This is a genomic window from Micromonospora sp. NPDC000207 (assembly GCF_040300925.1).
Classification (GTDB): domain Bacteria; phylum Actinomycetota; class Actinomycetes; order Mycobacteriales; family Micromonosporaceae; genus Micromonospora.
Map to the genome: position 1 here is coordinate 24,241 of NZ_JBEPEQ010000018.1, position 23,547 is coordinate 47,787.

Consider the following 23,547-nt stretch of genomic DNA (forward strand, 5'->3'; position numbering starts at 1 on the left):
ACCCTGGCGCAGGGGCCGCTGCCTCGACGGGTTCGGCCCCGGCGCAACGGATGGTTGCGCCGGGGCCACAGGTTCCGGGTCGGTCGGAACTCCGGTGGACCGTGGGGTTACCTGTCGATGCCGAGGTAGCGGGCGACGTGCACGACGATCTCCTGGGTGTACGGGGTGAGCCGGTACAGCTTCTTGGTGAGCGTCTCGGTGGTGGCGGTGGTCAGGTTGGCGATGTTGGCCAGGTTGGCGGGGCTGGTCTTGATGTCGGGTTCGAGGGTCTGGATCAGGTCGTAGATGCTGCTGAAACCCTCGCGTTGGAGCGCCTTGGCCAGGGACGCCGGGGCGTTGGGGGCGGCGGCCACCGGGTCGAGGAGACGGCTGACGAAGGTGACCCGGTGGAAGACCCGCCAGCAGGGTGGCTTCTGGTCGGCCTGGTGGGCCTGGCGCAGGGCGGCGGCCTGGGGCGAGGTGGCCAACCAGATCGGGTCGACGACCTTGCCGTAGAAGTCCTCGAAGTTGTCCTTGGTGACGTCGAGGTAGAAGGTCATGAACCGGTAGGCGTCGACCCGGCCGGGGGTGGTGACGGGCTGGTTGGTGGCGGGGTCGTAGACGGGTTTCCCGTCGGCGGTGTAGCGCTGCAGGTCCCGTCCGCCGGTGCAGGCGACCTCCAGCCCGAAGGTCTTCGTGGCGGACTTGGCCCTGGTGCGGGTGACGCTGGAACCGCCGCCGATGCTGGCCTCGAAGCCCAGCTTCATGCCACCGGCTGCGCCCTTGACCTCGAACATGCCGCCGCCGCTGATGGTGCCCTTGATCGAGTAGGAGCCACCGGTGGTCTCGGTGACAGTGTCGGTGGTCTCGGTGGATTCGGCGAAGAAGCCGCCGCCGGCGGTCCAGACGTAGGTGTTTGCCAGGTTACGGCGGGCCGAGGACCTGTTCGCGACCTGCCGGGCCTTCTCGACCGTCCGGTCGGGGGCATGGGTCTCGGTGGACACCGAGTCGTAGTAGCTCTGCAACTGCTGGGCCTGGCGCTCGACGCGGCGTTTGAGGGCGTACGCCTCGCGGGGTTTGAAGTAGCTGTACTCGGCACCGTCACCGGCGGTCGGGTAGTGGGTGGGGTCGGCGAAGGGGCCGGCCAGGCCGTAGCCGACGAGCCCGTCGAGGGTGCCCTGCTTGGTGTACAGGGGGTTGATCTGGAACTCGATGATGTTCCAGTCCCGGGGGATGTCGGGGTTGGGCATCATCCGGTACGCCACCAGGGCGCCGGTGTGTTCGAGGCGCAGGGCGAAGACGTCGGCGGTCTCGGACTGGACCAGCGCGTAACCGGTGTTGGCCGGTATCCACCGCTGACCGGCGGCGGGGTTGAGTGGACGGTTGGGGTCCTCCCACGCGCCGCTGAGGGCGACGGTGCTGGTGCGGGTGGTGTTGTGGCCCTCGGACACCTCGGTCTCGCTGGTCCAGCCGTTGGAGTAGTCGAGGCCGAACTCCAGGTTCCCCTCCTTGGCGAGTTTGATCATCGGCTGGGCGGTGCCGATCCCCAGGGGGGCGGTGATGTTCAGGACGTCGGCGGAGACCTCCCAGGAGAACTTCATCTTCGCCGAGACGTCCATGCTGATCTCCTTGCTGGAGGACAGCGTGTTGGTGACCTCGTCGGCCTGGACGAAGGCGACGGTGGCGGCGTCGACGTAGTCGTCGGTGCCCGGGCGTCGGACGAGGTTCTCGGAGGGGACCGGGGGTGCCCCCTCGATGTAGCCGACGAGTTGCGGGTCGAACTGGGCCTGACCGACCCACTTGCTGACCAGGCTGCCGACCTTGTAGCCGGTGACGAGGTGCCAGCGCCCGCTCTGCTGGTAGGTGTAGCAGCGCTTCATCACCCCCCGCACGCCCCGGTGCGGGATGCGTTGGACGTCGGCGTACTCGCCGACCGCGGGTGACGCGCCGATCAGGTCGTGGAAGGCGGTCCGGATGCCGGTCAGCGCCGAGCGGACCTCGGCGGTGTCGGTGGAGACGGGAGCCGTGGAGAGCACGACGGCCGGTTCGGTGCCGGTGGCGGTGGTGAGGTCGTTCCCGCGCGGTCCGGCGTCGAGGACCGGGGCACCGGCGACGGTGGAGGCGGCGTCGAACGGGAAGTAGCAGACCAGGTCCTCGGACTCGCCGCGCAGCCGGGTGAAGACGTTGTCGAGGATCTGTTCGCCGGTCCGGGCGGTCTGCCACACCCGGATCTCGTCGAGGGTGCCGGCGAAGCCGTCGCGTACGGTGTCGCCGGTGGTCGTGCAACCGCCTACGGTGAACTGTTCGGGTCCGTAGCCGGTGGTCACGACGGTGTCCGTGGCGGGGATCGGGTCGGCGGGGGTCGCGTCGCCGTTGCAGTAGAGCCGGAACCGGTTTCCGGCCGGGTCTGGTGTCCTGACCCAGCTCACTCCGTGCAGCCTGCCGGTGTGGGTGCCGGCGACGTCGGCTGTGGTGTTCCCGGCACGCTCGGGGAACGTCCACTGGGCGACCAGGCCGGGGGTGTTCTCGGTGACCGTCGCGTCGATCTTCGTCGCCTCCCGGGCGACGTTCCAGAGTCGGACCTCGGTGAGGACGCCGCGCAGTCCGTAGCCGGTCTGGCCGATGCGGTGGCGGCCGAGGTCGAGGAGCCCGTCGTTGCCGGTCGGGGTGGGGCCGGTGAGGGTGGCGCTGCCGGCGTGTGCGCCGTTGACGTAGAACACGATGTCCTGCGCGTTGGGGTTGACCTGGTTGGTTCTGCGGGTGACGGCGACCCGGGTGAAGGTGGTCGCCTGGAGTCTCGTCGTGGAGACGGCGGTGCCGGGTTGGGTGCTCGCGGTGTTCTCGTAGCTGAACGCCAGCGCCCCGTCGGGCTGCACCCAGAGGGCGTACGGCACGGTGCCGCCGGCACCGTCGGCCAGCCCACCCTTTCCGACGAGTCCGTGGGTGTGGCCCAGCGTGTCGAGGCGGAGTGCGACCTCGATCGTCAGGTCGCCGGTGACGTCGAGGGCGTCGGCCCGGCCGGTGTCCAGCCACGCGGCGCCGTCGAAGCGTAGTGCCCAGTCCTGCTCGAAGGCCGCCGCGAGGTGACCCCACTGGCCCGTCGGGTAGACGTCCCGGCTGCGTACGAACTGGTCGCCCATCCCGGCGAGGATCCGGTAGCCGGGGAAGGGGGAGGCGACGACTCGGGGGTTCCCGCCGATCGTGGCGTCGTTGCGCCGCCCGCTCAGGTCGGTGGTCCGGCGGCCGGGGAAGCTCCAGTAGCCGAGCAGGTCGGACTCCCGGCCGGTGAGCCGGCGGTCCTTGTCCGCCTTCAGTTCCTGTCCGGTACGGGCCCGACGCCAGACCCGCACCTCGTCCAGTTGGACGTAGGCCTTCTCGGCCCCGACGGGGCCTTGGCCGAGGACGAGTCGACCGGTGCCGGTGAAGTGCCCGTTCGCCGTACGTCGGGCGACCTCCTCGCCGTCGCGGTAGATGATCTGGTCGCGGTTGGTGCCCTCCCGGTCGTACACACACGCCCAGTGGTGCCAGTTCTGGTCGCTGTAGGAGGTCGGAGCGTCCAGGTCGTCGGCGAAGAAGGCCATGGTGAAGGCGTTGCCGGGGCGGAATCCGATGTGCAGGCTCTGGTCCGTCGCGCCGGTGGCGCCGAGGCCGGCGATGAGGTCCCAGCGGCCGTTGGCCAGGCGTTTGGCCCAGAACTCGACGGTGAAGGAGGTGCCGGTCAGGTCGATGCCGGTGCCGCAGTCGAGGTGGTCGCCGCTTCCGTTGAACTCCAGCGCCGACAGGTAGGGCGCGCCGGACACGCCGAGGGCGTACCGGGTGGTGGGGGTGCCGGGCAGGTGGGCGTGCAGGATGCGGCTCTGCGTCCCGGCGAAGCCCGGGTTGGCCCAGGCTTCCAGGGTGAGGTCGCCGGTCGTCGTCGCTCGGGCACGTCGGGCTGCCGGGAGGGTGAGCCGTTTGGTGCCGTCGAAGGCGAACGCCCGGCCGGGGGCGTGGCCCTGCCATCGGTTGCCCCGGCCCGCCTCGACGTCGGCGGCGGTGCCGTCTGGTACGGCGGTGGTGACCGTACCGGCGTCGGCAGCGACGATCAGGGATCCACGGGTCAGTCGGGTGCCGGGGCGGCTGGACGTGGCCGAGGCGTAGTCGTAGACGACGGTGCGGACCTCGGTGCCGGGCGGTGCGGCGGCCGGGGCCGTGGTCAGGGTGAAGCTGGAGACGGCGGGTACGGAGTCGCGGACCTGGTGGACGGAGCCGGCAACACTGACCTTGGTGCCGGCGGCGAGTGCTGCGGGCAGCGACGCGGTGAGTGTCACGGTGCTGCCCTGGACCGAGGCCACCTTGCCGAGGAGGTCACCGACCGGGGTGCCGTTGAGGACGGCAGCGAGGTGGTCCGCGCGTCGTGGTACCGCGTTGAACGTCTCGGTGCGGACGGTGTTGTCGGCGGTGCGGGTGACCACCACCGTGCAGCGGTCGGCGTCCGGGCCGGCCGAGACCGTGACACCCAGTTCGGACAGGGCGACCCCGGTGTCCCGGCTGGTCAGTTTGAGCCGGCCGGAGCCGAGCGTGAACTGCTTGGTGGCGCGGGAGGCCGTGACGTCGTAGTAGACGGAGAAGAACTGCCCGTCGACACCACGGAAGTACAGCACCACCTCACCGGTCGCACTGTCGAGCAGGACCGGTGTGGTCCGGCTCCAGGCGAAGGCCAGCACGGCGCCGAAGATGCTCAGTCCGGTGTCGTCGACGGCGACCGTCGGCATCGCCACCGTGACGTCGTTGCTGCCCTGCATGCCTCCGCTGAGTGCGGCCAGCGCGGCCTGCCGGTCCGCCAGCAGGGTCTGGTCCCGGGCCAGTTGCGCCTTCGCGTCGTCCTGGGAGCTGACGGCCGCGTTGTAGACCGAGGCGGCCGAGCCCAGCGACCCCAGCAGACTGCTCGCCCGACCCGATCGGTCGTGCGGCCAGACGAACCAACCCTCGTCGTAGCAGTAGCCGGAGTTCACGAAGGCCCAGTACCTGTTGTTCCAGTACTGGTATCCCGGGTTCGTGTCCCGTACGGCCTGGTCTGCCTGGTCAAGGGCATGCTGGTCCGCGACGAGTTTCGCCTGTGCGGCCGTGACCGCGTTCTGGGCCGTGCTGAGCACGTCCATGTCCTTGGTGGGGTCGGGGCGACCGATTGTGGACAGCGCGACCGACCGGGGTACCTGCGCGAGCCGGCCGTCGGCGGCGAGTGCGAGGTCGAGGGTCGTGAGCAGCGGGTTGCCGGCCGGGGTGGAGGCGTCGACAGTGGGAAACGCCAGGAGGACCCGGGCTTGCCGTTTCGCCGGGCTCGGCTGGTCGGTGTAGCCGGCGGTGATCTCCTCCTGCTGGAAGTACAGCGTCGCGGCCACTCCGCAGATGAGGGACCGGCCCGTGATCGCGAAGGTCTCCCGGGACAGTCCGGGGCTGTCGCCGACCGGCGCGCCCGAGGTCACCCAGGCCGCACCGCCCCGGACGGTACCGGTGAATCCGTTGTCGGTGTGGTCGGCGATGCTGGTTCCCGCGCCCTCGTCGAAGCGGTAGTAGGCCACGAGGCCCGGTTCGACCCCGCAGAGGCGGCGGCGGTGGTCGCGGGCCAGGTCGGTGGCGGGCCGGGCCCGGTTCCAGATGCGTACCTCGTCGACGTCGCCGTGGAGGAACTCGGCCGCGTCGGTCCCCGACCGGCGGGCGCCCACGTACGTCGTCACCCCGGTGGGGGAGGGCGTGAACGACAGCGCGGCGTCGGCGACCTCGACGCCGTCGACGTACAACCTGCCTCTGGCGCCGGTGCCGCCGGTGAAGACCGCCGCGACGTGGGCGAATCGGCCGGTCGGCAGCACCGTGTCCGGTGAGGTGACGGTGTTGCCGGTGCCGGGATGGGTCAACACCAGGGCCCTGGCGGGGGTGATCCGCAGGGTGAAGGATCCTGCCTGTGTCCCGTCTCCGGCGGCCACGATCACCCCACCGGCGGTGGTCGGGTTGACCCACGCCTCCACCGTGTACGCGCTCTGCAGCCGCGCGTTCGGCGCGTCGCCGAGGTCGAGGTGGTCGTCCTTGCCGTCGAGGCGCAGGGCGGTCCCCGCCCGGTCGGTCGGCAACGGGACGGGTACCAGTGGCTTCTTGGTGAACGGGTCCACACCGGGTTCGCGTTCGAGGACCGAGGCGGCGTACCTCGGGTCGGGGCTGGTGTAGAACTGGGTGCCCGTCAGGTTGAACAGCCCGTCGTCGGCCCGTTCGACGTTGTACCCGTCGAGGCGGCCGGTCGTCGAGTTGACGCTGAACAGCTGCCACCGGGACACGTCGTTGACCTGGGTGGGTAGCTGGAGCACAGTGAATTCCCCGTCGGTGACGTTGCGGACGAACGACAACTGGCGGGTGGGCTCGTGGAAGGGGTTGCCGTCGAGGTCCCTGGTGCCGAGGGTGTCGCCGGTGGAGGCGGGGGAGGTCTTGCTCCGGCTGCGCCGGTAGCGGACCTCCAGCACCGGTTTGACCGTGGCACCGGTCTGCACGAACCTGTCGCACAGGAGGGTACGGGTCACCAGCGGCACCTTGACGCCGCCCACCTGGGAGTAGTCGGTGCGGTTCGGGTCCCCGGAGGCGTTGCCGCTGGTCAACCGGAACAGCGCGTCGGGGTGCGTCTCGTCGGTCGACTGGCGGAACAACAGCAGGTATCTGCCGTCGGAGACGACCTGGAACGGTGCCCGGGCGCCCAGCCGGGCGGTCGTGGACAGGAACGGGTCCAGGTCTTCGGGCTGTAGTTGGGTGTCGGCGTCCGCCTCGGCCCGGCCGCCGAGCCGTACCGCCGGCACCCGGACGGTCTCGCCGCCACCGAACCCGACCTCGGTGATTTCACCCGGGAACGTCAACGCGGGCGGGTTGTCGCTCCAGTACGAACTGTCGATCTCGCCCCGAGTTCGGCTACCCAGGTCGAGGTTCAGCACGTTGTAGTAGATGCGCCGGTTCTCGTCCATCGCGAACGCCACAGTGGTTCCCTGGTGACGCACCATCGTGGTGTGCACGTAGTTCCTGTCGGTGTACACCCTGACCAGATTGCTGTTTGGCACTCTCGACCTCCCGATCCGAGGGGTGATGAACGAGGCTCAGGGGAAAGCGGCGCAGTGTTTCCTTTCGACCCTGTCCTTTCGGGAACCGCGGCAACCCGAGCCGCCCCGCCTGCGGTTTCGCGCAGAACGTGGGTCAGGTGAGGGTGTGTGACCGTTTCCCGGGTCAGGTGGAAGTCGTCCTGGAGTCTGCTGGGCGGTTCCACGGGGTCGACTCACGGTATACACCGACGGAGATCGATATACCCGGTCGGCGTGTCAGGTTTGCGGCACCGGTCGACTGCATGGAGTTAACCAGAATGCGCAGAAGTCTTTCTATCGACTGGAGTCGAAATGTTTCCCGGGTCTGTCGAGGTTCATGTCACCTGGGAGAGGTGCACGCGCACGACGAGAAGCTGGACAGGGACGGTGTACGGATCGGCCGAGCAGTTCAGCCCGTGCAGGTGCGAAATCCTGGAGGGCGAGGCGTCCGGCGCGATGAGGGTGCCTACCTGCGCTCGGACCTACCGGTGGCGGGCTTCATGGTGATCGAGGCGGACAGCATCGATGATGCCATCGCGTTGGTAGCGGACACCCCGTGCGCGGTCGCCGACGGCGTCGTGGAGGTCTGGCCGATCGAGCGCTCGCCGGGCAGATGAGGCGAGAAGACCGTGTCGCTCAGCGACGAGCTGGCCCAGCTGCCGACGCGCACGGGGCATTGCCGTGGGACCCGCACTCGTCGCGTCGGTCAGCTCGGCGACGCTCTTCACTGGCATGATCATGTTTGCGGTTGTCCGGCAGCAGCGGTTTCCAGCGCATCGCCATTTCCGGGCTGATCCCGAGCCAGCCGCCGGTGCTGTCGGGCGGATGCCGTACGCGCAGCATGAGTGCCAGGTCGCCCCCCGGATCTCCGAGACGATGGCGGCGGACGCGGCGGTCGCGGCCGAGGACTCAAAGGTTTTCCGCTGGGTGCTGGAGGGTGTACGCGACCGCCGTCGAGGCCACCGACGGGCGGGTCCTGGACGAGGAGTGGGCCGACCCGCCTCCCGGGTAGGTGACTCTTCGGCAGGATCGCGCACTACGATGCCCCGCATGTGGTGGGAGACCGGAGCGATCGAGGTAGTGGCGTTGCCAGCCGTCGCGTACCCCGTTCCGGCCGGCGGGCACCCTCGCGGTCGAGGCCGCCCGACCTCATGAGCCCCGGTGGTACCGACGCGAGCCTGCTGGAACTGATTGTGGGTTTCGTCGTCGCGGTCTCGCTCATCGCAGTGATCACGGTGATCCTGCGTCGGCGCAGCGGCCGCCAGGATCTGTTGGGCGCCCAGGTACGGGAGCTGGAGGCGCGGGCGGCCGCCGCTGCGTCTCCGGAGGCGGACACCCGCCTGCGGGACGCCGCCACCCAGGTCGCCAACGGCCGAATTCACGAGGCAGCCTCCCGTGCTCCCGCCGAAACCACTACCGCCCCTGCTGAAGCCACTTCTGACGCGCCCGCCTCTGACGCGCCCGCCTCTGACGCGCCTGCTGTGGACGCGGCGTCACCCGGCACGGCATCTCCGGACGTCGCGGCGGGAGACCGGCCTGCCCAGGACGGCACTGCTCCGCCGGACGGGTGGCAGTCGGTGCCCGGGGGGAAGAACGACGCGATGGCCGACGCTTTCGCCTGGCTCCGGATCGCGGCACTCGTGGAAGCCGGACAGCGGGAGCAAGCGGTCGAACTGCTCAGTACCACGTTGGCCGTCTCGTCGGACGAGGCGGAGTTGCTCGTCGACGGCCTGAACGACGCGGGCGGCGAGCGTCACCCCGACTGACGTGCGGGTGGAACGAGTCCTACGACCCGGACTCGGCCCACCCGCGCGGAGTTCATGAAGGCGCTGGGCTGGACACCGCAGCCTGACCTCGCGTCGGTACGGGTATCGCCCGCCTACGCCCAGGCCCGCGTTCACGGCACGCCGCCGGAATCCGGGGCCACCGACAGGCGTGACTGGGATCGGATGGCGGCGACCGTCGAGGCGGCAGTGCGTCGCGCGTACCCCGGACTCGTCGACGACGCGGTGCGGACGGTGAGCTTCCTGATGTGCTCGGAGGCTGCGGACCGCTCCCGGAGCACCCCGGTGGAGGACGACGAGGAGGCGGCCGACGACCACGGCCGCCTCGGTGAGGGTGCGAGGAAGACGGCCCTGTCGTTCACCGACGACAAGGGCGGCGAGAAGAAGTGGGTACGGGAGGGTTCTCGCACCGCATCCGCCGAGTTCTGGGAGTTCGTCGCCGACCGCTCCGCCGGGGACAACGAGGTGTTCACCATCGAGGACGGGGAGATGGGCGAGGGGATCCAGCTGCACTTCTACGCGGACTCCGTGGCCCGGATCACGACGGTGCGACCCGGGGAGGCCGGGTCGGATCCGCAGTACCTGGTCGAGTACAGCCTGGTCGACGGGATCGGCGGGCACCGGAACGTGGTGACCGCCTGCGTCCGGGGTGGCTGCGCCGCACTCGAACCGTACGGTCCCTGGATGTCGGATGTCGCCGAGTTCGAGCGGGCCCGTCGTCGGATAGTCCCGGAACGAATGCGTTCCGCTCTTCTTTCTGCGCATCGGTGCGACCGACGCCGTGACGCCCTTTGCAAGGCGCAGACGGCGTTAATCGGGTGACGGGTCGTCGGTGAAGGCGACCTACGAACCGATGTTCTCAGCGGCCGGCCTTGGCGTGGTACTCGTCGACGACCTCCTGCGGAATGCGACCCCGGTCGGAGATGTCCTTGCCGGCCTTCTTGGCCCAGTCCCGGATGGCCTTGTTCTGTTCCCGGTCGGTGGCGACACGGCCCCGGTCACCTCCAGCGGACCCTGCGCCGCGAGTCGGCCGTCCGTTGACGATGCCGCCTCGCCCGACCTTGGTGCCGTGGGCGGTGTAGGTGGCGAAGGCGTCCCGGAGTTTCCGGGCGTTGGCCGCCGACAGGTCGATCTCGTACTGGACGCCGTCGAGGGCGAACCTGACGGTCTCCTCGGCTTCTCCGCCGTCCAGGTCGTCGATGAGTCGCTGAATGATCTGCTTGGCCATGTCGTTGTTCCTCTCGGCGCGATCGGTTCACCAGCACAATAGCCGTCACCCGAACCGCGACACATATCGAGGTCGAAAAAATTGCTCGCGAACAATGGCCGTCCGCGCTTCCACCACCGACCGGGACACTGTGACGAAAATCGTCGGTCGACGGGTGCGGACCAATTTCCGTCGGGTGGGCGGCAGATGTGACCGGTGAAGGGCGGCTACGCCTGTTCCCCAGGGTGTCGGGAGGGGCCGTCGTCGGCCGCCAGGCGGTGCAGTTCACGGTCGAGGGTGGCCTCGTCGGTCACCCGGCCCGCGAAGGGGAGGCGGACGTCGTGGTGTCGGTGGCCGGTCTCCGCCCGGATGGTGAGACCCTCGGCGTCGAGGGCCACGGGTACGACACGGGTGCCGCTCACGATCAGGTCGGAGTCGACCGTCGCGGCGATCCGGCGGTGCAGGCGGGGATGGTTCCGGATCAGGCGTGCCAGGTGGGCGGCCTCGACGGCGGCGACCGGGTCGGGGCGGGCGGCGTGGTAGGCCGCGATCGGGACCTGGACGGTGGCCTCGTGTCGTCGAATGCGGACGGTGTCGGGCCGGATCGCCCAGAGGGCCACGGGCGGCAGGCCGAGCAACGCGACGACGGCGTCGTGGTCGCACGTGTCGAGGGTCTCGGGGTCGAAGCGGTCGACTCTTCCGGTCAGGGTCATCCACGCCCGCACCCGGGCGCGTACCGGGACCGGCACCAGATCGGTGACGTCGAGCTGGACCGCGCCGTCTGCGCCCCGAGCGGCGACCAGCAGCCCGCCGAGGGGGGTCATCGCGTCGGCGGCGACGACGACGGTGCCGTCGGGCAGCGTGGCGTGGGCGTCCATCAGGTCGGTGTCGGTGTCGGCGACCCGTAGTCGCAGCGAGGTGGCGACGGTGAGGACGGATCGGACCCTGACCGCGTCGGCTGCCTGCCCGACGTCGGCCAGGAGGGACGACTGCTCGGCATCCAATGCCACACCGGCCTCCTTCCACCGCAGCTGACCAAGGCGCGAGCTCACCTTAGTAGGTAAGCCTTACCTCATTCAAGAGTGCGGTGGAAGAAGGCCGGTGACAGGTCCGCCCTGGTCAGGCCGGTTGGTAGGTCAGGCAGTCGCTGACTGTGGCGCCCGACCCGACCTGGACGGACGGGGCCTTGCAGGCGAGGTTGGTGTTGTACGAGCAGTCGGTGCGGGCGCAGGCACCGACGGTGCCGGTGATGTCCGCGATGCCTCCACGGACCGACGACTCGACGAACGTCGCGCAGGACGCGGCCTCACCGGCCGCCGCGACGGTCACGGCCGGTGCATGACAGCCACCGTCGTTGAAGCTGCACGAGACAGCGGCACACTCGCGTACCGCAGGCATCTGCAAAAGCGTCTTCATCATTCCTCCGTCCATTGCCGTAGTGCTGATCCAGACTCACATAACCAAGACGAGGCTAGCAAGTCGACGGGCTCTCGAAGCATATTTGCGCGAGTTGGCAGCCGGTCGTCACCGTGGGCATCGTTGCTGCTCACGGGCGGTCTGCAGCACTTGCGGAATGGTTCCTCGACAATCGATCCACGGAGTCCGAAGAAAGCTGAGGCTACGCTAATTCAAGGCTTTTAGGTAAGGCTAGCCTGCCCTGGCCATTCACCTCGCCGCGGAATTGGAACAACCCCTGCACGAACCGCCGGTGGCCGATAGTATGCCCTCCGGCCGAGGCGCCGCCCCGCCTCGGCCTGCCACCAGCGGAGACACGGCGGTCTTCGAGCGGCTGTCCTCGCGGTACTACGACGTCCGGCGGAAGGTGGCGTCGGAGCGGCCGGTGTCGGTGCTGATCGGGTCGATCCGCAACACGTAGTTGTCGTGCCTGACGTACCGGTCGGGGAAGTTGTAGGACTGGAACGACGACCACGACGGGTCGGCCAGTCTGGCCACCTGACGGAAGGTGGCGTCCGCCCGGAACCTGTTGTCCGGGTGGCGGTTCTCGCCGAACCAGTAGTAGTAGGAGCCGACCTTGAGGACGCCCCCGCCTTGGGCGTGCAGGGCGTTGCCGTCGGTGTCGGTGAACTGGGTGCCGTTGGTGACGGTGACCGGTGCCGCCACGGCGGGTCGGACGTCACCGGTGACCGCTGCCAGGACCGCCGTGGCCGTCATGGCGAGCGCCGTCGCGAGGGACAGGAGCCGTCTGCGGGATCGCACTGTGCACCTCCGGTACGGCGACGGTTCACACGTCGGTAATTTCTTGGTAACCGATGTGGGGTTGGTACGCCACAGATCGCACCCGTTCATCCACGAACGTGCACAGCCGAACGCGGCCGGCGGTCACCGGCGTTTCTCGGCCCCTCGACCTGGTGGTCCTTCCGCCGGGAGATGTCGAGCGGCCTCGACCACGGGTTCGCGGTGGTCGTCGAAGGCGGCCAGGAGCCGGCGCAGCAGCCGCAGGTCGCCCTCGGCGCTCGCGACGTCGTTCCGGCAGGCGTCGTCAAGATCCAGCCGGTCGAACACGAGGTCCTGCACGGTGCGCGTGGCGCAGGTCAGGACGGCGTCGGCGGGTGCGTCGCCGCGGACCGCCTCCAGTCCGCCGTCGCCGACGGTGAGCAGGAAGGCGTCGCCGGGCAGCCGGAGGGCGACGGTGCCGCGTCCGGACCCCATCGCGGCGGGGTCGAAGGTGGTGCGCAGCGCCACGATCAGCGCGTCCGGGCTGAGTTCCCCGGCCGAGTCCGGGCGGGGTGACAGTGGGCTGCCCCAGCGACCCAGCGCCAGCAGGACCGGTTCGAGTGCCCGACCGTGGTCGGTGAGCTCGTAGACCAGCCCGGACGTCGGGGGCAGGGCGCGACGCCGCACCAGCACACCGGAGTCCTCGAGGTCGCGTAGGCGCTGGGTCAGCACGTTCTGGCTCATGCCGGGCAGCCCTCGGTGCAGGTCCGCGAACCGCTTGGGGCCGAACAGCAGCTCGCGTACGACCAGCAACGCCCAGCGTTCGCCGACCACGTCGAGCGCCCTGGCGATGCCGCACAGGTCCCGGTAGCTCCGCATGACCAGATGATACCTTGCATTCGACACCAGTTACTCCTACTTTAGGAGCAGCATCCAACCGAGGGGGTACGGGATGCCACACGTCTACTCGGCCGACGGCACGTCGATCGGCTACGACCGGCTCAGCGACGCGGGGCCTGTGCTGGTGCTCGTCGGGGGCGGCCTGGACGACGGCACGGAGAACCGACCGCTGGGGGAGCACCTGGCGAGCAGCTTCGGCGTCGTGAACTACCGGCGCCGCGGCCGGGGCGACAGCGACGACGGTCAGCCCTACGCCGTCGAACGAGAGATCGAAGACCTTGCAGCGGTCGTCGACGCCGCCGGAGGGCGAGCACACCTGTTCGGCGCGTCGACCGGAGGGGCACTCGCGCTGGAGGCGGCCGCCGCAGGACTTCCCGTCGACCGGATCGCCGTCCACGAGGTGCCGTACCAGGTGGACGAGGCGATGGTCGCCGCCTGGCAGACGTACCGGCGCGAACTGGACGAGGTGCTCGACGCCGGCGACCGCGACCAGGCGCTCAGGCTGTTCATGCTGCTCGCCGGGTCGTCCGAGCAGGACGTCGCGGGCGCGCAGGCCGCCCCGGTGTGGCCCGCGCTGCGTGCGCTGGCACCGACGCTGCGCTACGACGCGGCCTGCCTCGGCGACGGCCCACCGCCCGCACACCGGCTTGCGAGAGTGCGGCAGCCGGTGCTCCTGACCACCGGCATCGCTGTCGACCCGCAGATGGCCGGGCTGCCCGTCGACTTCTTCGGCGCGGCGGCGGACGCTGCCGCCGCCGCACTGCCCGACGCCCGACGGGACACCGTCGAGGTCGCAGGCCACGTCGCCGATCCGGCTGTGCTCGGTCCCATCCTCGGCACGTTCTTCGCGGGCTGAACCGTCAGCGCATCGACGACCACGGCCGCGACGAGTCCCGGACGACCAGCTCGGGGGCGAGGAGCACCCGGTACGCCGGGCGGCGCTCCCCGTCGAGCAGGCGCGAGACCATCAACTCCACAGCGAGCCGGCCGACGTGGCTCTTCGGTGGCCGGATCGCCGTGAGCGCCGGATCAGCGAGGTGGGCGACCTCGTCGTCGTAGGAGACGATCGCCAGGTCGTCGGGGACCGTGAGGCCGTGTTCGGCGCAGACCTGTGCGATCGCCATCGCGTGCGAGTCACTGTGGACGACCAGCGCGGTGATCCCGGCGTGCCGGCACCGCCGGACGAGCCTGCCGACGGCATCCCGGTCGCCGGTCGGGCCGAGCGTCACCCGGTCCCGCAGCACGAGGACGTCGGACACCGCCGGATCGGCGGTCGCCGCCTGCCCGGCCCGGAGCAGGTGGGCGGAGGTCGGGCTGCCGGGGGCCACGACGAGACCCACCCGGCGGTGCCCCTGCTGCCGGAGGTGGTGCACGGCGATCTCCAGGCCGAGGGCGTGGTCGCTGCGCACCCATTCGATCTGCCGGGTGGCGGGCGTCCACCGCCGTGGCTGGCGCTCGACGAGGACCGTGGGCACCTGGAGCCGTCCGATCCAGTCGAGCATCTCCTGCGCGCTGTCGCCCTCCAGGCTGGGGGCCAACAGCAGCCCCTGGACCTGTCGGCCGGCGACCAGCAGGCTGATCTGACGCCGGTCCTCCTCGGGGTCGTAGCTGAAGCCGCGCAACCTGATGTCGACGCCGAGGGCCGCGGCCGCTGCCCTCGCCCCGCCGACGATCGAGGGCCAGTAGAAGTCCAGCGACGGTACGACCATGCCGACGGTGAACCGCATCGGGGCGCGTCGCGGCTGCCGGTCCGGGCCGCCCCGCACGGGCAGGACCGCACCGCCGTGCACCTTGGTCACCAGGCCCCGTTGGGCCAGGGCGGCGATGTCACGCCGGACGGTCAGCTCACTGACCCCGAACTCGCCGGCCAGGTCACGTACCCGCACGGCGCCGGTGAGCCGGAGCGCGGCGAGCAGTCGCTCCTGCCGCTGGGTCCCGAAGAGCCGCCCTGTCGTCATGCCCGCCTCACCTGCGGTGTCAGGAGGTTCGGGGTTCGGCGGGCGGGTCGAGTGCCACCAGTGTGGACTGGTCCGGGCCGCCCTCGGTCATGACGAGGATGAGGTCGAAGACATGCACCTGCTGGTCAACTTTCCTCCCACCGTGGTGGTGGCCGCCCGGCTGGTCGACTCCCTCAAAGGAGTGACGTCTCGGCGGCTGCGCCAAGAGTTTCCCGACCTGGCCGCCCACTACTGGCGGGCGCAACGCCTGTGGTCGGGTTCGTACTTCGCCGGGTCCGTCGGCGGCACCCCACTGTCTGTGACCCGGCAGTACATCGGGAGTCAACAACGGTCCGCCTCACGGCGGGATCAGGAGCACGACTTCATCTCCGCCGTGAACAACGGAGCACTGCCGTGTGTTCCGGTAGCGCCGGATCGGCGTCAACGGCTTCCGCTCGTTGCTTCTCGACATCGCCACGGGCAGCGGTCCGGGGCCTAGCCGTGCGGGACGAAGCGGGCGCGCAGGCCCGCCGGGGCGAGCCGGCCGAGGAACCTCGGGGCCGCCGTCGTGGCGTTCGGAGAGTCGAGGGTGAACCGTTGCGCCAGGCGGGAGGTGGCGAGGGTGAGCTGCCGCAGCGCCAGCATCGAGCCCAGGCAGACCCGGGGACCGGCACCGAACGGCAGGTACGCCCGACCCGGCACCGGGCAGCCGGGCGCCCACCGGCCGGGGTCGAACTCGTCGGGCCGCGACCACCACCGGGGGTCCCGCTGGATCAGGTACGGGTTCAGCAGCGCCTCGTCCCCGGGGCGCAGCGACCACCCGTCGACGGTGGCGTCGGCGTGGGCGGTCCGGGTCATCAGCCAGACCGGCGGGTAGAGCCGGAGCACCTCCCGGACCACGGCCTCGGCCAGCGGGAGCCGCGCCCTCGGCGGAGCCTCGCCGTCGACCGGGCAACCGCCGTCGGCCGGAGCACGGCCGTCGGCCGGAGCACCGCCGTCGGCTTGGCCGCCCGCCTCGGCGCGCAGGTCGGCCAGGAGCCGGGGGCGCAGGGCGAGTTCCCGGACGACGGAGACCAGGGCGGCGGCGGGGATGCCGTGGCCGCCCATCAGGATGCCGCGCAGCGTCGCTGTCACGGTGTGGTCCGACAGCGGCGGATCGACCGCCAGCAGCAGGGCGAGAAGGTCACGCGCCGGTGGCCCGGAGGCGGCGCGACGGCGGCGGACGATCCCGGTCAACGTCTCGACGGTACGCCGGTGGACCCGGAAGAACCGGCGGTGTCGGGGGAGGGGGAACCAGGCGGGGAACTGGAACGACGTCGCGGTGAAGGGGGCGGTGGCGTCGAGGTTCTCGGCGAGCAGGGCGGGGATCCCGGTGGCGTCCGCGCCGAAGCAGTAGTCCGCGACGGCGTGGGCGGTGAAGTCGCGCATCACGGTCAGGACGTCGACCTCGCGGCCCGCGGTGGCGTCCGTGACGATGTCGAAGAACTCGACGGCACGCAGGTCCGCCGCGCCGGCGGCGGCCCGGTTCAACCCCGGCCAGACGGTCCGGCGGGCCGACATCCAGGCCTCGGCCTCCTCGGCGGCCCGGTCGACGTCGGGTCGGTCGCCGAACGGGGCGAGTTCGGTGACGAAGCTGTCGTTGGTGCGGGCGAGCACCTCGTGGGCCACGTCCGGGTCGGTGACGAAGACGGTCCGCTCGTCGAAGGAGAAGACGTCGCCGTACTCGCTGTGGCAGCGGCGCAGGAATCCGATCCGGTCGGCGTCGTACTCGGTGGTGTTGCCGGTCAGCCAGTGCCCGGGTGGGCCCGGTGGTCGGCCGGGTCGTTCGCCGTCTGCCATCCGCTCTCCCAGAAGAGGAACACAGGACCCCGGGGCCGGGATCCTGTGCGCGTGTCGCCTACGGTCGCTGACGGACGTGGTGACGGGTAAGGATCACTGGTAGTTGTAGAACCAGTACGGGTAGCGCCCGCTGACCCGCGTGCGGCCGGTCAGACGGGCCGCCGCGTAACGCAGCTTCCGTGCCATGGTCTACCTCCTCGATCGATCGATGACGATCCCGTGGGCGAGATCGTGTCACGACGGGAAAGCGTGGCGCAACGGCCGTCGGTCGGACGCCGGGGCGGTACCGGAACCGGTGCGGCACGGACCTCGCCGTGACCGACCTCGACCAGCGACGACGGTGTCGCCCGTCGACGCGGGCGGGGCGCTATCCGGCGATTCGGGTGATGTTCCGGATCGAGCCCGCCCCTCCCGGGCGTCCACGTGTCAGGTGGTGTTGCGGTAGTCGCGGGGTGGGGCGCCGGTGTGACGGTGGAAGGCGCGGCTGAACTCTGCGGGACGGGTGAAGCCCCAACGGCGTGCGATGGTGGCGATGGTGAGGTGGCTGAGGCGAGGGTCGGCCAGGTCGCGACGGGCCCGGTCGAGGCGGCGGGTACGGATGTGCGTGGCGACGCTGTCGGCGTGGTGCAGCTGGAAGATGCGGTGCAGGTAACGCAGGGAGATCCGGTGCGCGGCGGCGATCGTGGGGGGACGCAGCTGCGGGTGGTGCAGGTTGTCCTCGATGAAGGCGATGATGCGGAGATAGAGGGTGTGCGTGGCGGAGCGCAGCGGCGGGTTCCTGCGTTCCAGGTGGTGGGCGAGCACGGCGGTGGTCAGGTCCACCACGATGGTCTCCAGGCGCAGCGCATCGCTTTCGGTGCACCGGGTCCGGCCGTCGGTCAGCGAGGCGAGGAAGGTGGCCAGGAGACGGCCGATGCCCTCCGATTCGGGGAGCAGCGACGTGGCGCAGAGGCCGGCCACCTGATCCACGGGCAGCGGAAGTGTCCTCTTGGGAAACTGCAGGATCACGGTCTCCGCCGGTGAGGCTGCGCTGACGACCGCCTCGAAGGGCCTGGAGCTGTCATAGATGACGAGGTCCCCGCTCTGGAGGATGGTGCTCGTGTCGTTCTGCTCGATTCCCTGGCTGCCGGCCCGGATGAGAGCGACGTGGTAGTGCTCCGGGTCCGACTTGCGGATCTCCTTCGGCGACCGCCGCGATGACAACGAGGTGTAGGCCAAGGAGGCCACCTGCGCGTCGCCGAGCGGCATGACCCGCAGGTGGGCGGTGAACGCCTCGGGGACGGGGCTGTCGAGCGCCGTCGGTATCAGCGAAGTGGCGGTGACGTGCCGCCAGGCATCCAGACGTTCCCGTGCGGCGATAGTTGCACCGTCGAACACATTGATCATGGCCCCCGCCCCTTCATCGATGCGCTCCCAGCGTAACGAGCGATCCTTCGATGTGCGCTGAGTGGTTACGACTGTGCGCCGGGCGCTAACGACAGGCCGACAGCGACGTCCGAGGATTGGTGCACGCAACAGGTCGCGGAAGTTGTTTCTCCGACAGGTAGGAGGTTGCTGGTTCCGCGTACGTGCACTTCGTTCGCTGGGGCCCGATTGGTGTGTGGCGAATCTACGAGGTGATTTGCTAGCCACCGCTCGAATCGTGACCACTGTAGGCCCTCGCGAGGGGTCACCGATCGTGTATCGACCAGAATAGAGAGAGGTATCGTGAGAACGAGTGCATCTGCTCGACTTCTACTCGCCGTCGGAATCACCGGCGGAATGATTCTGCTGCCTGGGACGCCTGCCTCGGCGGCTGAGCTCAGTTGCAGTATCCCCAAGGCGCCCTCGGTGAGTTGCTCCACGGGATATGCCCCCAACACCACCACGAAGATCGGGCTGAACGTCTCATCGGCCAGTGGCGGAACGGTGGTCTGTCGCGCCTACGACGCGGGCGGAAACGAGCGCGCGAAGCTCTCCAACTCGGTGCCTGGCACCTACACGGTCCGGAACTTCACGGTGCCCCGTGCCAAGTACTTCATGACGTGCGTCCGTACCTCCTCCTCCAGCGGGGGTGGCGGAAAGATCTCTGACATCGGATGGCTAGCCGGCTGAACCGCCGTCGACCATGCCCGGTGGGATGGGGCCGATGGCACACCGTCACGTGCGTGATGACCGCAGTCGGATCGTGTCGGGGGCGGACGAGTCGGTGACAGAGGGGCAGACCCGAACCAGGTCGCGAGTAGGTACTGCAACTCGCAGCGGCCGCGCAGAGGCTCGGGTCTGCTCCGCTGATCCGACCGGTGAGGCCTGCATGGTCGTACACTCCCCGGATCGCGCCGTCGAGCGGTGCGTGGTGGCGGGAGGCGGTCCGTGGTGGGTGCAGCGGGTGAGGTCCCGTCTGCGTCCGGGGGGCGGGGCACCGCCGGAGGGCGGGCGCAGGAACAGGGTCCTGATCCTGGGGGCCGTGGCGAGCGTGGTGGCGATGGTGGCGGGCCTGACCGTGTGGTTCACCAGGCAGGCGCCGCCGGGTCCCGGGTGATGCGGTAGCGCTGGTGCGCGGTCGCCCGGCCTTCCAGAACGAGGGTCGGGTGCTGCCCTGGGAGCTCGGCAGGCATTGACAAGCTTCATTTCAATCTCAAGAATTTGAAGCCATGAATTCTCGTTGGGTGCAACGTGTGACTGGTCGGGTCGTGTCGGTGGTCGCGGCGACCATCATGGCGATGGGTGTCGCGGCACCGGCGGCGGCCATGGAAGACGTACGGGATGTGTCGCGTCCGGACACGGCCGCAGGTATCGGTTCGGGCAGCGACTCGTCGCCCCGTCTACTGCTCGCCGAGACCGCGCCGCTCACTCGGTACTGGGGGTCGAAGAAGGACCACATGTCCGCCGTGTTCCACCCGGGCGCGGGTTACGCACCCGAGTTCGTCCTCGGGCAGATCCACACCACCTGGGCGACCGGCACCCATCCACTGTTCCAGTGCGTGACGGGCAACGACCGGTTCACCTCCCCCCAGTTCAACTGCGAGGGGAAGTCCAACATCGGGGAGATCGGGTACGCCTACAGCGCCCCGCCGGCCGCCCCGAACCGGGCGTTCTACCGGTGCCTCGTCCGCAGCAACGGGGAACACTTCGACTCCGTCGATCCGAACTGCGAGGGCCAGCGGCGCGAAGGTCTGCTCGGCTACCTGCTCCTGTGACGAGTCAGGTTCCCGGCCTGCCAGACCGGTTCCCAGTCTTTCGGTGAGGCTCGCGTGCTGAGCAAATGAGCAAGGGGGGAAGTAACCCACCTCCTGGCTCTGGTGTTCTCTCGACTGTCGAGGGGGCGGTTGTCGGTCGACGCTGTGGGGATCGACAACCGCCCAACAACCGGAACAGGCGCTCCGAAGTGGAAGCGGAGGATCACCATGCAGTACCGCACCCTCGGTCGCACCGGAGTGGAGGTCAGCACCCTCGTGCTCGGCGCTATGAACTTCGGCGGCATCGGCCGGTCCGGCCAGGACGACGCCACCGCGATCATCGACGCCGCCCTCGAAGGAGGGATCAACCTCATCGACACCGCCGACCGGTACAGCCAGGGCGAATCCGAGACGATCGTCGGCCGGGCCATCGCCGGCCGCCGCGACGACATCGTCCTGACCACCAAGGCGACCCTGCCGATGGGCGACGAGCGCAACCACCGGGGCAGCTCACGCCGCTGGCTGTACACCGCCCTGGACGACAGCCTCCGCCGGCTCGGCGTCGACCACGTCGACCTGTACCAGATCCACAGGTGGGACCCGACCACAGGCGACGAGGAGACGCTGTCCGCGCTGACCGACCTCCAGCGCGCCGGCAAGATCCGCTACTTCGGCTCCTCGACGTTCCCCGCGTACCGGATCGTGCAGGCCGAATGGGCCGCCAGGGAACACCGCCTCAGCCGGTACGTCACCGAGCAGCCCAGCTACTCGATCCTGCAACGCGGCATCGAGACGCACGTCCTGCCCGTCACCGAGCAGTACGGGCTCGGCGTGCTCGCCTGGAGCCCGCTCGCCTCGGGATGGTTGTCGGGCGCGGTCCGAGCGGGGCGGGAGATCACCACCCACCGCGCCGACGTCCTGCCGGAACGCTTCGACCTCGGCATCCCCGCCAACCGGGCGCGCCTCGACGCCGTCGAGCAGTTGGCCAAGGTCGCTGACGAGGCCGGGCTGACCCTGATCCAACTCGCGCTCGCTTTCGTCACCGCCCACCCGGGCGTCACCAGCGCCATCGTCGGCCCTCGCACGATCGACCATCTGCGCAGCCATCTCGCCGCCGCCGACACCGTGCTCTCCACCGACGTACTCGACGCGATCGACGCGATCGTCGCACCGGGCGTCGACCTCGCCCCCGGCGAGAAGCACGACACCCCGCCGGCCCTGCTCGACCCGGCGCTGCGTCGACGCTGAGCGGCGGGGAGGGACCGGAGCTCGTCCGCTTCGTCCGACCCGGCGGTCCTCCGGAGTGCTCTCACTCCGGAGGACCGCCGGACTGTCCCTCACCCTGCTGTATGGCGGCCTCGTCGCTCTGGGTGTCGCAGGCCATGGCGCGCAGCCGCGCCGACTGGTCGGGGTGCAGAGCCGGCACGGCCGGAACCTGTTTCACGGCCGACGTCGCGCTGACCTCGAACGCCAGCGTCGCCGCCGTGTCGGGTGGAGCGGGAGCCAGGGGATCGAGGCAGGGTACGGCGAGCGCCACCACCGTGGTGCGAGGGCGGTCGGGCCTGAGATCGACAGTCAGATCACCCGTGTCCCAGGTCTTTCCGGCGGTCCCACCGGGCTTGGTGGCGCTGCCGAGTACCTGGCGGGTCGCGGTGCCGGACCGGAGGGCATCCGGGTCGAGGACCATGACGGCGATGCCGATGTTGAACGCGTGGGCTGCCTCGACCTCGAAGTCCACCTTCGTGGCCGACGAGATCTCGGCGGTCAGGCTCGCCCGGCCTGGCAGCGGGAGTCCGTCCGGGCAGCGGTCACCGAGGTGGCGCAGCTTCTCGTCGGGGCTCTGCGGGACGAGGTAGGCATTGGAGAGGAACCTCGGGGCCGCCGGTTCACCGGACAACCATCTGGCCAACGTGCGGGAGGGTTCGTTCTCGTGTCGGGCGGCGAGCAGCCAACGGGTGTTCACCCACCCGGGCACGATCGGATCCTGCACGGGATCCCCGATGCAGTAACCGGTGAAGCCGACGACACAGTCCCGGGTGAACCGATCGGTCTGGGGAAAAGCCAGACCAGGTCCGGATCGCGCGAAGTTGCCGGTCGGGCCGTTGGTGACTCCGCGAAAGGCGGTGTCGTACGTCTGCACGGCCGGGCAGGCCGGCAGTGGGAGTTCCGCAGGGGTCGGCGGCGCCACGAAGTTCAGCAGCGATCCGACGAGGGCGGGCAGCCCCAGCAGCGCGGCCACGATCCCGAGTAGGCCGGCCGGAGTCGATCCCTCGGGGGACGCCGGGCTGCGACCGGGGATGCGGGCTCGGTAGGCGACCGTGGCGACCAGCAGAACCACTGCACAGAGTGCGACGTCCACCAGCACGATCCGGGTCGATCCGAAGAGCAACCCGCTGACCACGAGGCAATAGCGCACGGCCATGAGGAGAAGGGCGGCCACCACGATGAACAGCACCAATGGCCAGTTACGTGGATGGGTGTCTGTGTCGGGGGTCGGGGTCGTTTCGGGAGAGGTGACCAAGCGGCTTATACGTGCATTCCGGTACCGTCGGAACCAGTGAGAGTTCTTCGCCACCCGGTATGAGTATCAGCTGAGACCAGAACTCCTGTTTGTCCTGTCGCCTACGCGACCGACGCCTGTGAATTGCGCCGGCCGTACGGGAGCCGGCCGACCGATCGGGATCCCGGACCGCCGCTAGCATGGCCGACATGGCTACCCGGCTCGTACAGATCAACATGAAGGCTCGGGACGACTCCGCGTTGGGGGGTTTCTGGGCGGCGGCGCTCGGATGGGGGATCTCCAGCGAGGCGCCCGGGGTCACGAACCTGGAACCTGAGGGCTTCGCCTACCCCGATCCGGCGGCAGTCTGCATCGACGTCGTCGTCTCCACCGAACCGAAGGCCGGGAAGAACCGGGTGCACGTCGACCTCGCCACCACCTCGGCCGCCCATCGGACGGAGCTGGAGACGCGTCTGCGGGATCTCGGCGCGACGCCCGCCGACGTCGGACAGGGCGACGTCGGGTGGACTGTCATGGCCGACCCGGAGGGCAACGAGTTCTGCGTGCTGGATCCCCGACCCCTCTACCAGGACACCGGGCCGATCGCCGCGGTGGTGGTCGACTGCGTGGACCCCCGCGCGATGGCCCGGTTCTGGGGCGCGGCGACGGACTGGACGGTGCACGAGGTGACCGACCACGACGCGGTGCTGCGTTCCGCCAAGGGCGTCGGCCCGTACCTGCGGTTCGTCCGGTCGCCCGAGGCCAAGACCGGGTGGAACCGGGTCCACCTCGACGTCCGCCCGTACCCCGGTGACGACCCGGAGACGGAGACGGCGCGACTTGTCACCCTCGGTGCCACCGTCGTCGACCTCGGTGCGGCAGTGGTCCCGTGGACGGTGCTCGCCGACCCGGAGGGCAACGAGTTCTGTCTGCTCACCCCGGGCTGACCCGGGCCGGTCTGCGCCGGTCACGACCCC

The 23,547-nt window shown here is 69.9% G+C and carries 19 protein-coding genes; 9 read left to right on the plus strand and 10 right to left on the minus strand.

The window, feature by feature from the left end:
- Nucleotides 1-107: 107 nt before the first annotated feature.
- Entirely contained in the window at nt 108-7,052 is a 6,945-nt protein-coding gene (locus ABT336_RS06875; protein WP_350895566.1) for a LamG-like jellyroll fold domain-containing protein, read from the minus strand.
- 371 nt (nt 7,053-7,423) lie between these two features.
- Here ABT336_RS06875 and ABT336_RS06880 point away from each other — a divergent pair, with 371 nt between their 5' ends.
- From ABT336_RS06880 to ABT336_RS06890, 3 genes are all read left to right on the plus strand, one after another.
- Nucleotides 7,424-7,687 carry a YciI family protein gene (locus ABT336_RS06880; RefSeq protein WP_350895567.1) on the plus strand — a complete coding sequence of 88 codons (264 nt, stop codon included), beginning with the start codon at nt 7,424-7,426 and terminating at the stop codon, nt 7,685-7,687.
- Between the two features lie 534 nt (nt 7,688-8,221).
- Nucleotides 8,222-8,836: a hypothetical protein gene (locus tag ABT336_RS06885; protein ID WP_350895568.1), complete on the plus strand. Its 615-nt coding sequence runs from the start codon at nt 8,222-8,224 to the stop codon at nt 8,834-8,836.
- Between the two features lie 54 nt (nt 8,837-8,890).
- Complete coding sequence (locus ABT336_RS06890; protein ID WP_350895569.1) at nt 8,891-9,676, plus strand: DUF6357 family protein; 786 nt, start codon at nt 8,891-8,893, stop codon at nt 9,674-9,676.
- A 37-nt stretch (nt 9,677-9,713) separates the two neighbouring features.
- On the opposite strand, the gene ABT336_RS06895 is transcribed toward ABT336_RS06890, so the two are convergent.
- The 5 genes from ABT336_RS06895 to ABT336_RS06915 all read right to left on the minus strand — a co-directional run bounded on the left by ABT336_RS06895 (nt 9,714) and on the right by ABT336_RS06915 (nt 13,115).
- Complete coding sequence (locus tag ABT336_RS06895) at nt 9,714-10,082, minus strand: histone-like nucleoid-structuring protein Lsr2 (RefSeq protein ID WP_350895570.1); 369 nt, start codon at nt 10,080-10,082, stop codon at nt 9,714-9,716.
- A 206-nt stretch (nt 10,083-10,288) separates the two neighbouring features.
- Entirely contained in the window at nt 10,289-11,071 is a 783-nt protein-coding gene (locus tag ABT336_RS06900) for a DUF2470 domain-containing protein (protein ID WP_350895571.1), read from the minus strand.
- A gap of 109 nt (nt 11,072-11,180) precedes the next feature.
- A complete protein-coding gene (locus ABT336_RS06905) occupies nt 11,181-11,477 on the minus strand; it encodes a DUF1540 domain-containing protein (RefSeq protein ID WP_350895572.1) in 297 nt (98 codons plus the stop codon).
- 387 nt (nt 11,478-11,864) lie between these two features.
- A complete protein-coding gene (locus tag ABT336_RS27485; protein WP_502891124.1) occupies nt 11,865-12,278 on the minus strand; it encodes an AbfB domain-containing protein in 414 nt (137 codons plus the stop codon).
- 123 nt (nt 12,279-12,401) lie between these two features.
- A complete protein-coding gene (locus ABT336_RS06915) occupies nt 12,402-13,115 on the minus strand; it encodes a winged helix-turn-helix transcriptional regulator (protein ID WP_350895573.1) in 714 nt (237 codons plus the stop codon).
- 73 nt (nt 13,116-13,188) lie between these two features.
- Between ABT336_RS06915 and ABT336_RS06920 the strand changes: the two genes are divergently transcribed.
- Nucleotides 13,189-13,992, plus strand: a complete 804-nt coding sequence (locus ABT336_RS06920) for an alpha/beta fold hydrolase (protein ID WP_350895574.1) — start codon at nt 13,189-13,191, stop codon at nt 13,990-13,992.
- A gap of 4 nt (nt 13,993-13,996) precedes the next feature.
- Here ABT336_RS06920 and ABT336_RS06925 read toward each other — a convergent pair whose 3' ends face one another.
- The gene (locus ABT336_RS06925) at nt 13,997-15,094 is read right to left on the minus strand and encodes a substrate-binding domain-containing protein (RefSeq protein ID WP_350895575.1); all 1,098 of its coding nucleotides are present in this window, start codon (nt 15,092-15,094) and stop codon (nt 13,997-13,999) included.
- Nucleotides 15,095-15,206: 112 nt separating this feature from the next.
- On the opposite strand from ABT336_RS06925, the gene tnpA reads away from it, so the two are divergent.
- A complete protein-coding gene (gene tnpA, locus ABT336_RS06930) occupies nt 15,207-15,572 on the plus strand; it encodes an IS200/IS605 family transposase (protein WP_350895576.1) in 366 nt (121 codons plus the stop codon).
- On the opposite strand, the gene ABT336_RS06935 is transcribed toward tnpA, so the two are convergent.
- Together ABT336_RS06935 and ABT336_RS06940 are read right to left on the minus strand one after the other, a co-directional pair.
- Nucleotides 15,569-16,912, minus strand: coding sequence for a cytochrome P450 (locus tag ABT336_RS06935; RefSeq protein WP_350895578.1), 1,344 nt, complete (start codon nt 16,910-16,912; stop codon nt 15,569-15,571). The two genes, tnpA and ABT336_RS06935, sit on opposite strands and share 4 nt — an antisense overlap.
- Before the next feature lie 426 nt (nt 16,913-17,338).
- A complete protein-coding gene (locus tag ABT336_RS06940) occupies nt 17,339-18,298 on the minus strand; it encodes an AraC-like ligand-binding domain-containing protein (protein WP_350895579.1) in 960 nt (319 codons plus the stop codon).
- A gap of 444 nt (nt 18,299-18,742) precedes the next feature.
- Between ABT336_RS06940 and ABT336_RS06945 the strand changes: the two genes are divergently transcribed.
- The 3 genes from ABT336_RS06945 to ABT336_RS06955 all read left to right on the plus strand — a co-directional run bounded on the left by ABT336_RS06945 (nt 18,743) and on the right by ABT336_RS06955 (nt 21,318).
- On the plus strand, nt 18,743-19,006 hold the full coding sequence (locus ABT336_RS06945) for a hypothetical protein (RefSeq protein WP_350895580.1): 264 nt from the start codon (nt 18,743-18,745) through the stop codon (nt 19,004-19,006).
- Between the two features lie 563 nt (nt 19,007-19,569).
- Nucleotides 19,570-20,091: a hypothetical protein gene (locus tag ABT336_RS06950; RefSeq protein ID WP_350895581.1), complete on the plus strand. Its 522-nt coding sequence runs from the start codon at nt 19,570-19,572 to the stop codon at nt 20,089-20,091.
- A 207-nt stretch (nt 20,092-20,298) separates the two neighbouring features.
- On the plus strand, nt 20,299-21,318 hold the full coding sequence (locus ABT336_RS06955; protein ID WP_350895582.1) for an aldo/keto reductase: 1,020 nt from the start codon (nt 20,299-20,301) through the stop codon (nt 21,316-21,318).
- 61 nt (nt 21,319-21,379) lie between these two features.
- Here the strand turns inward: ABT336_RS06955 and ABT336_RS06960 are convergent, their stop codons facing one another.
- Complete coding sequence (locus tag ABT336_RS06960) at nt 21,380-22,525, minus strand: hypothetical protein (protein WP_350895583.1); 1,146 nt, start codon at nt 22,523-22,525, stop codon at nt 21,380-21,382.
- Nucleotides 22,526-22,779: 254 nt separating this feature from the next.
- On the opposite strand from ABT336_RS06960, the gene ABT336_RS06965 reads away from it, so the two are divergent.
- Entirely contained in the window at nt 22,780-23,517 is a 738-nt protein-coding gene (locus ABT336_RS06965; protein WP_350895584.1) for a VOC family protein, read from the plus strand.
- Nucleotides 23,518-23,547: the final 30 nt, after the last annotated feature.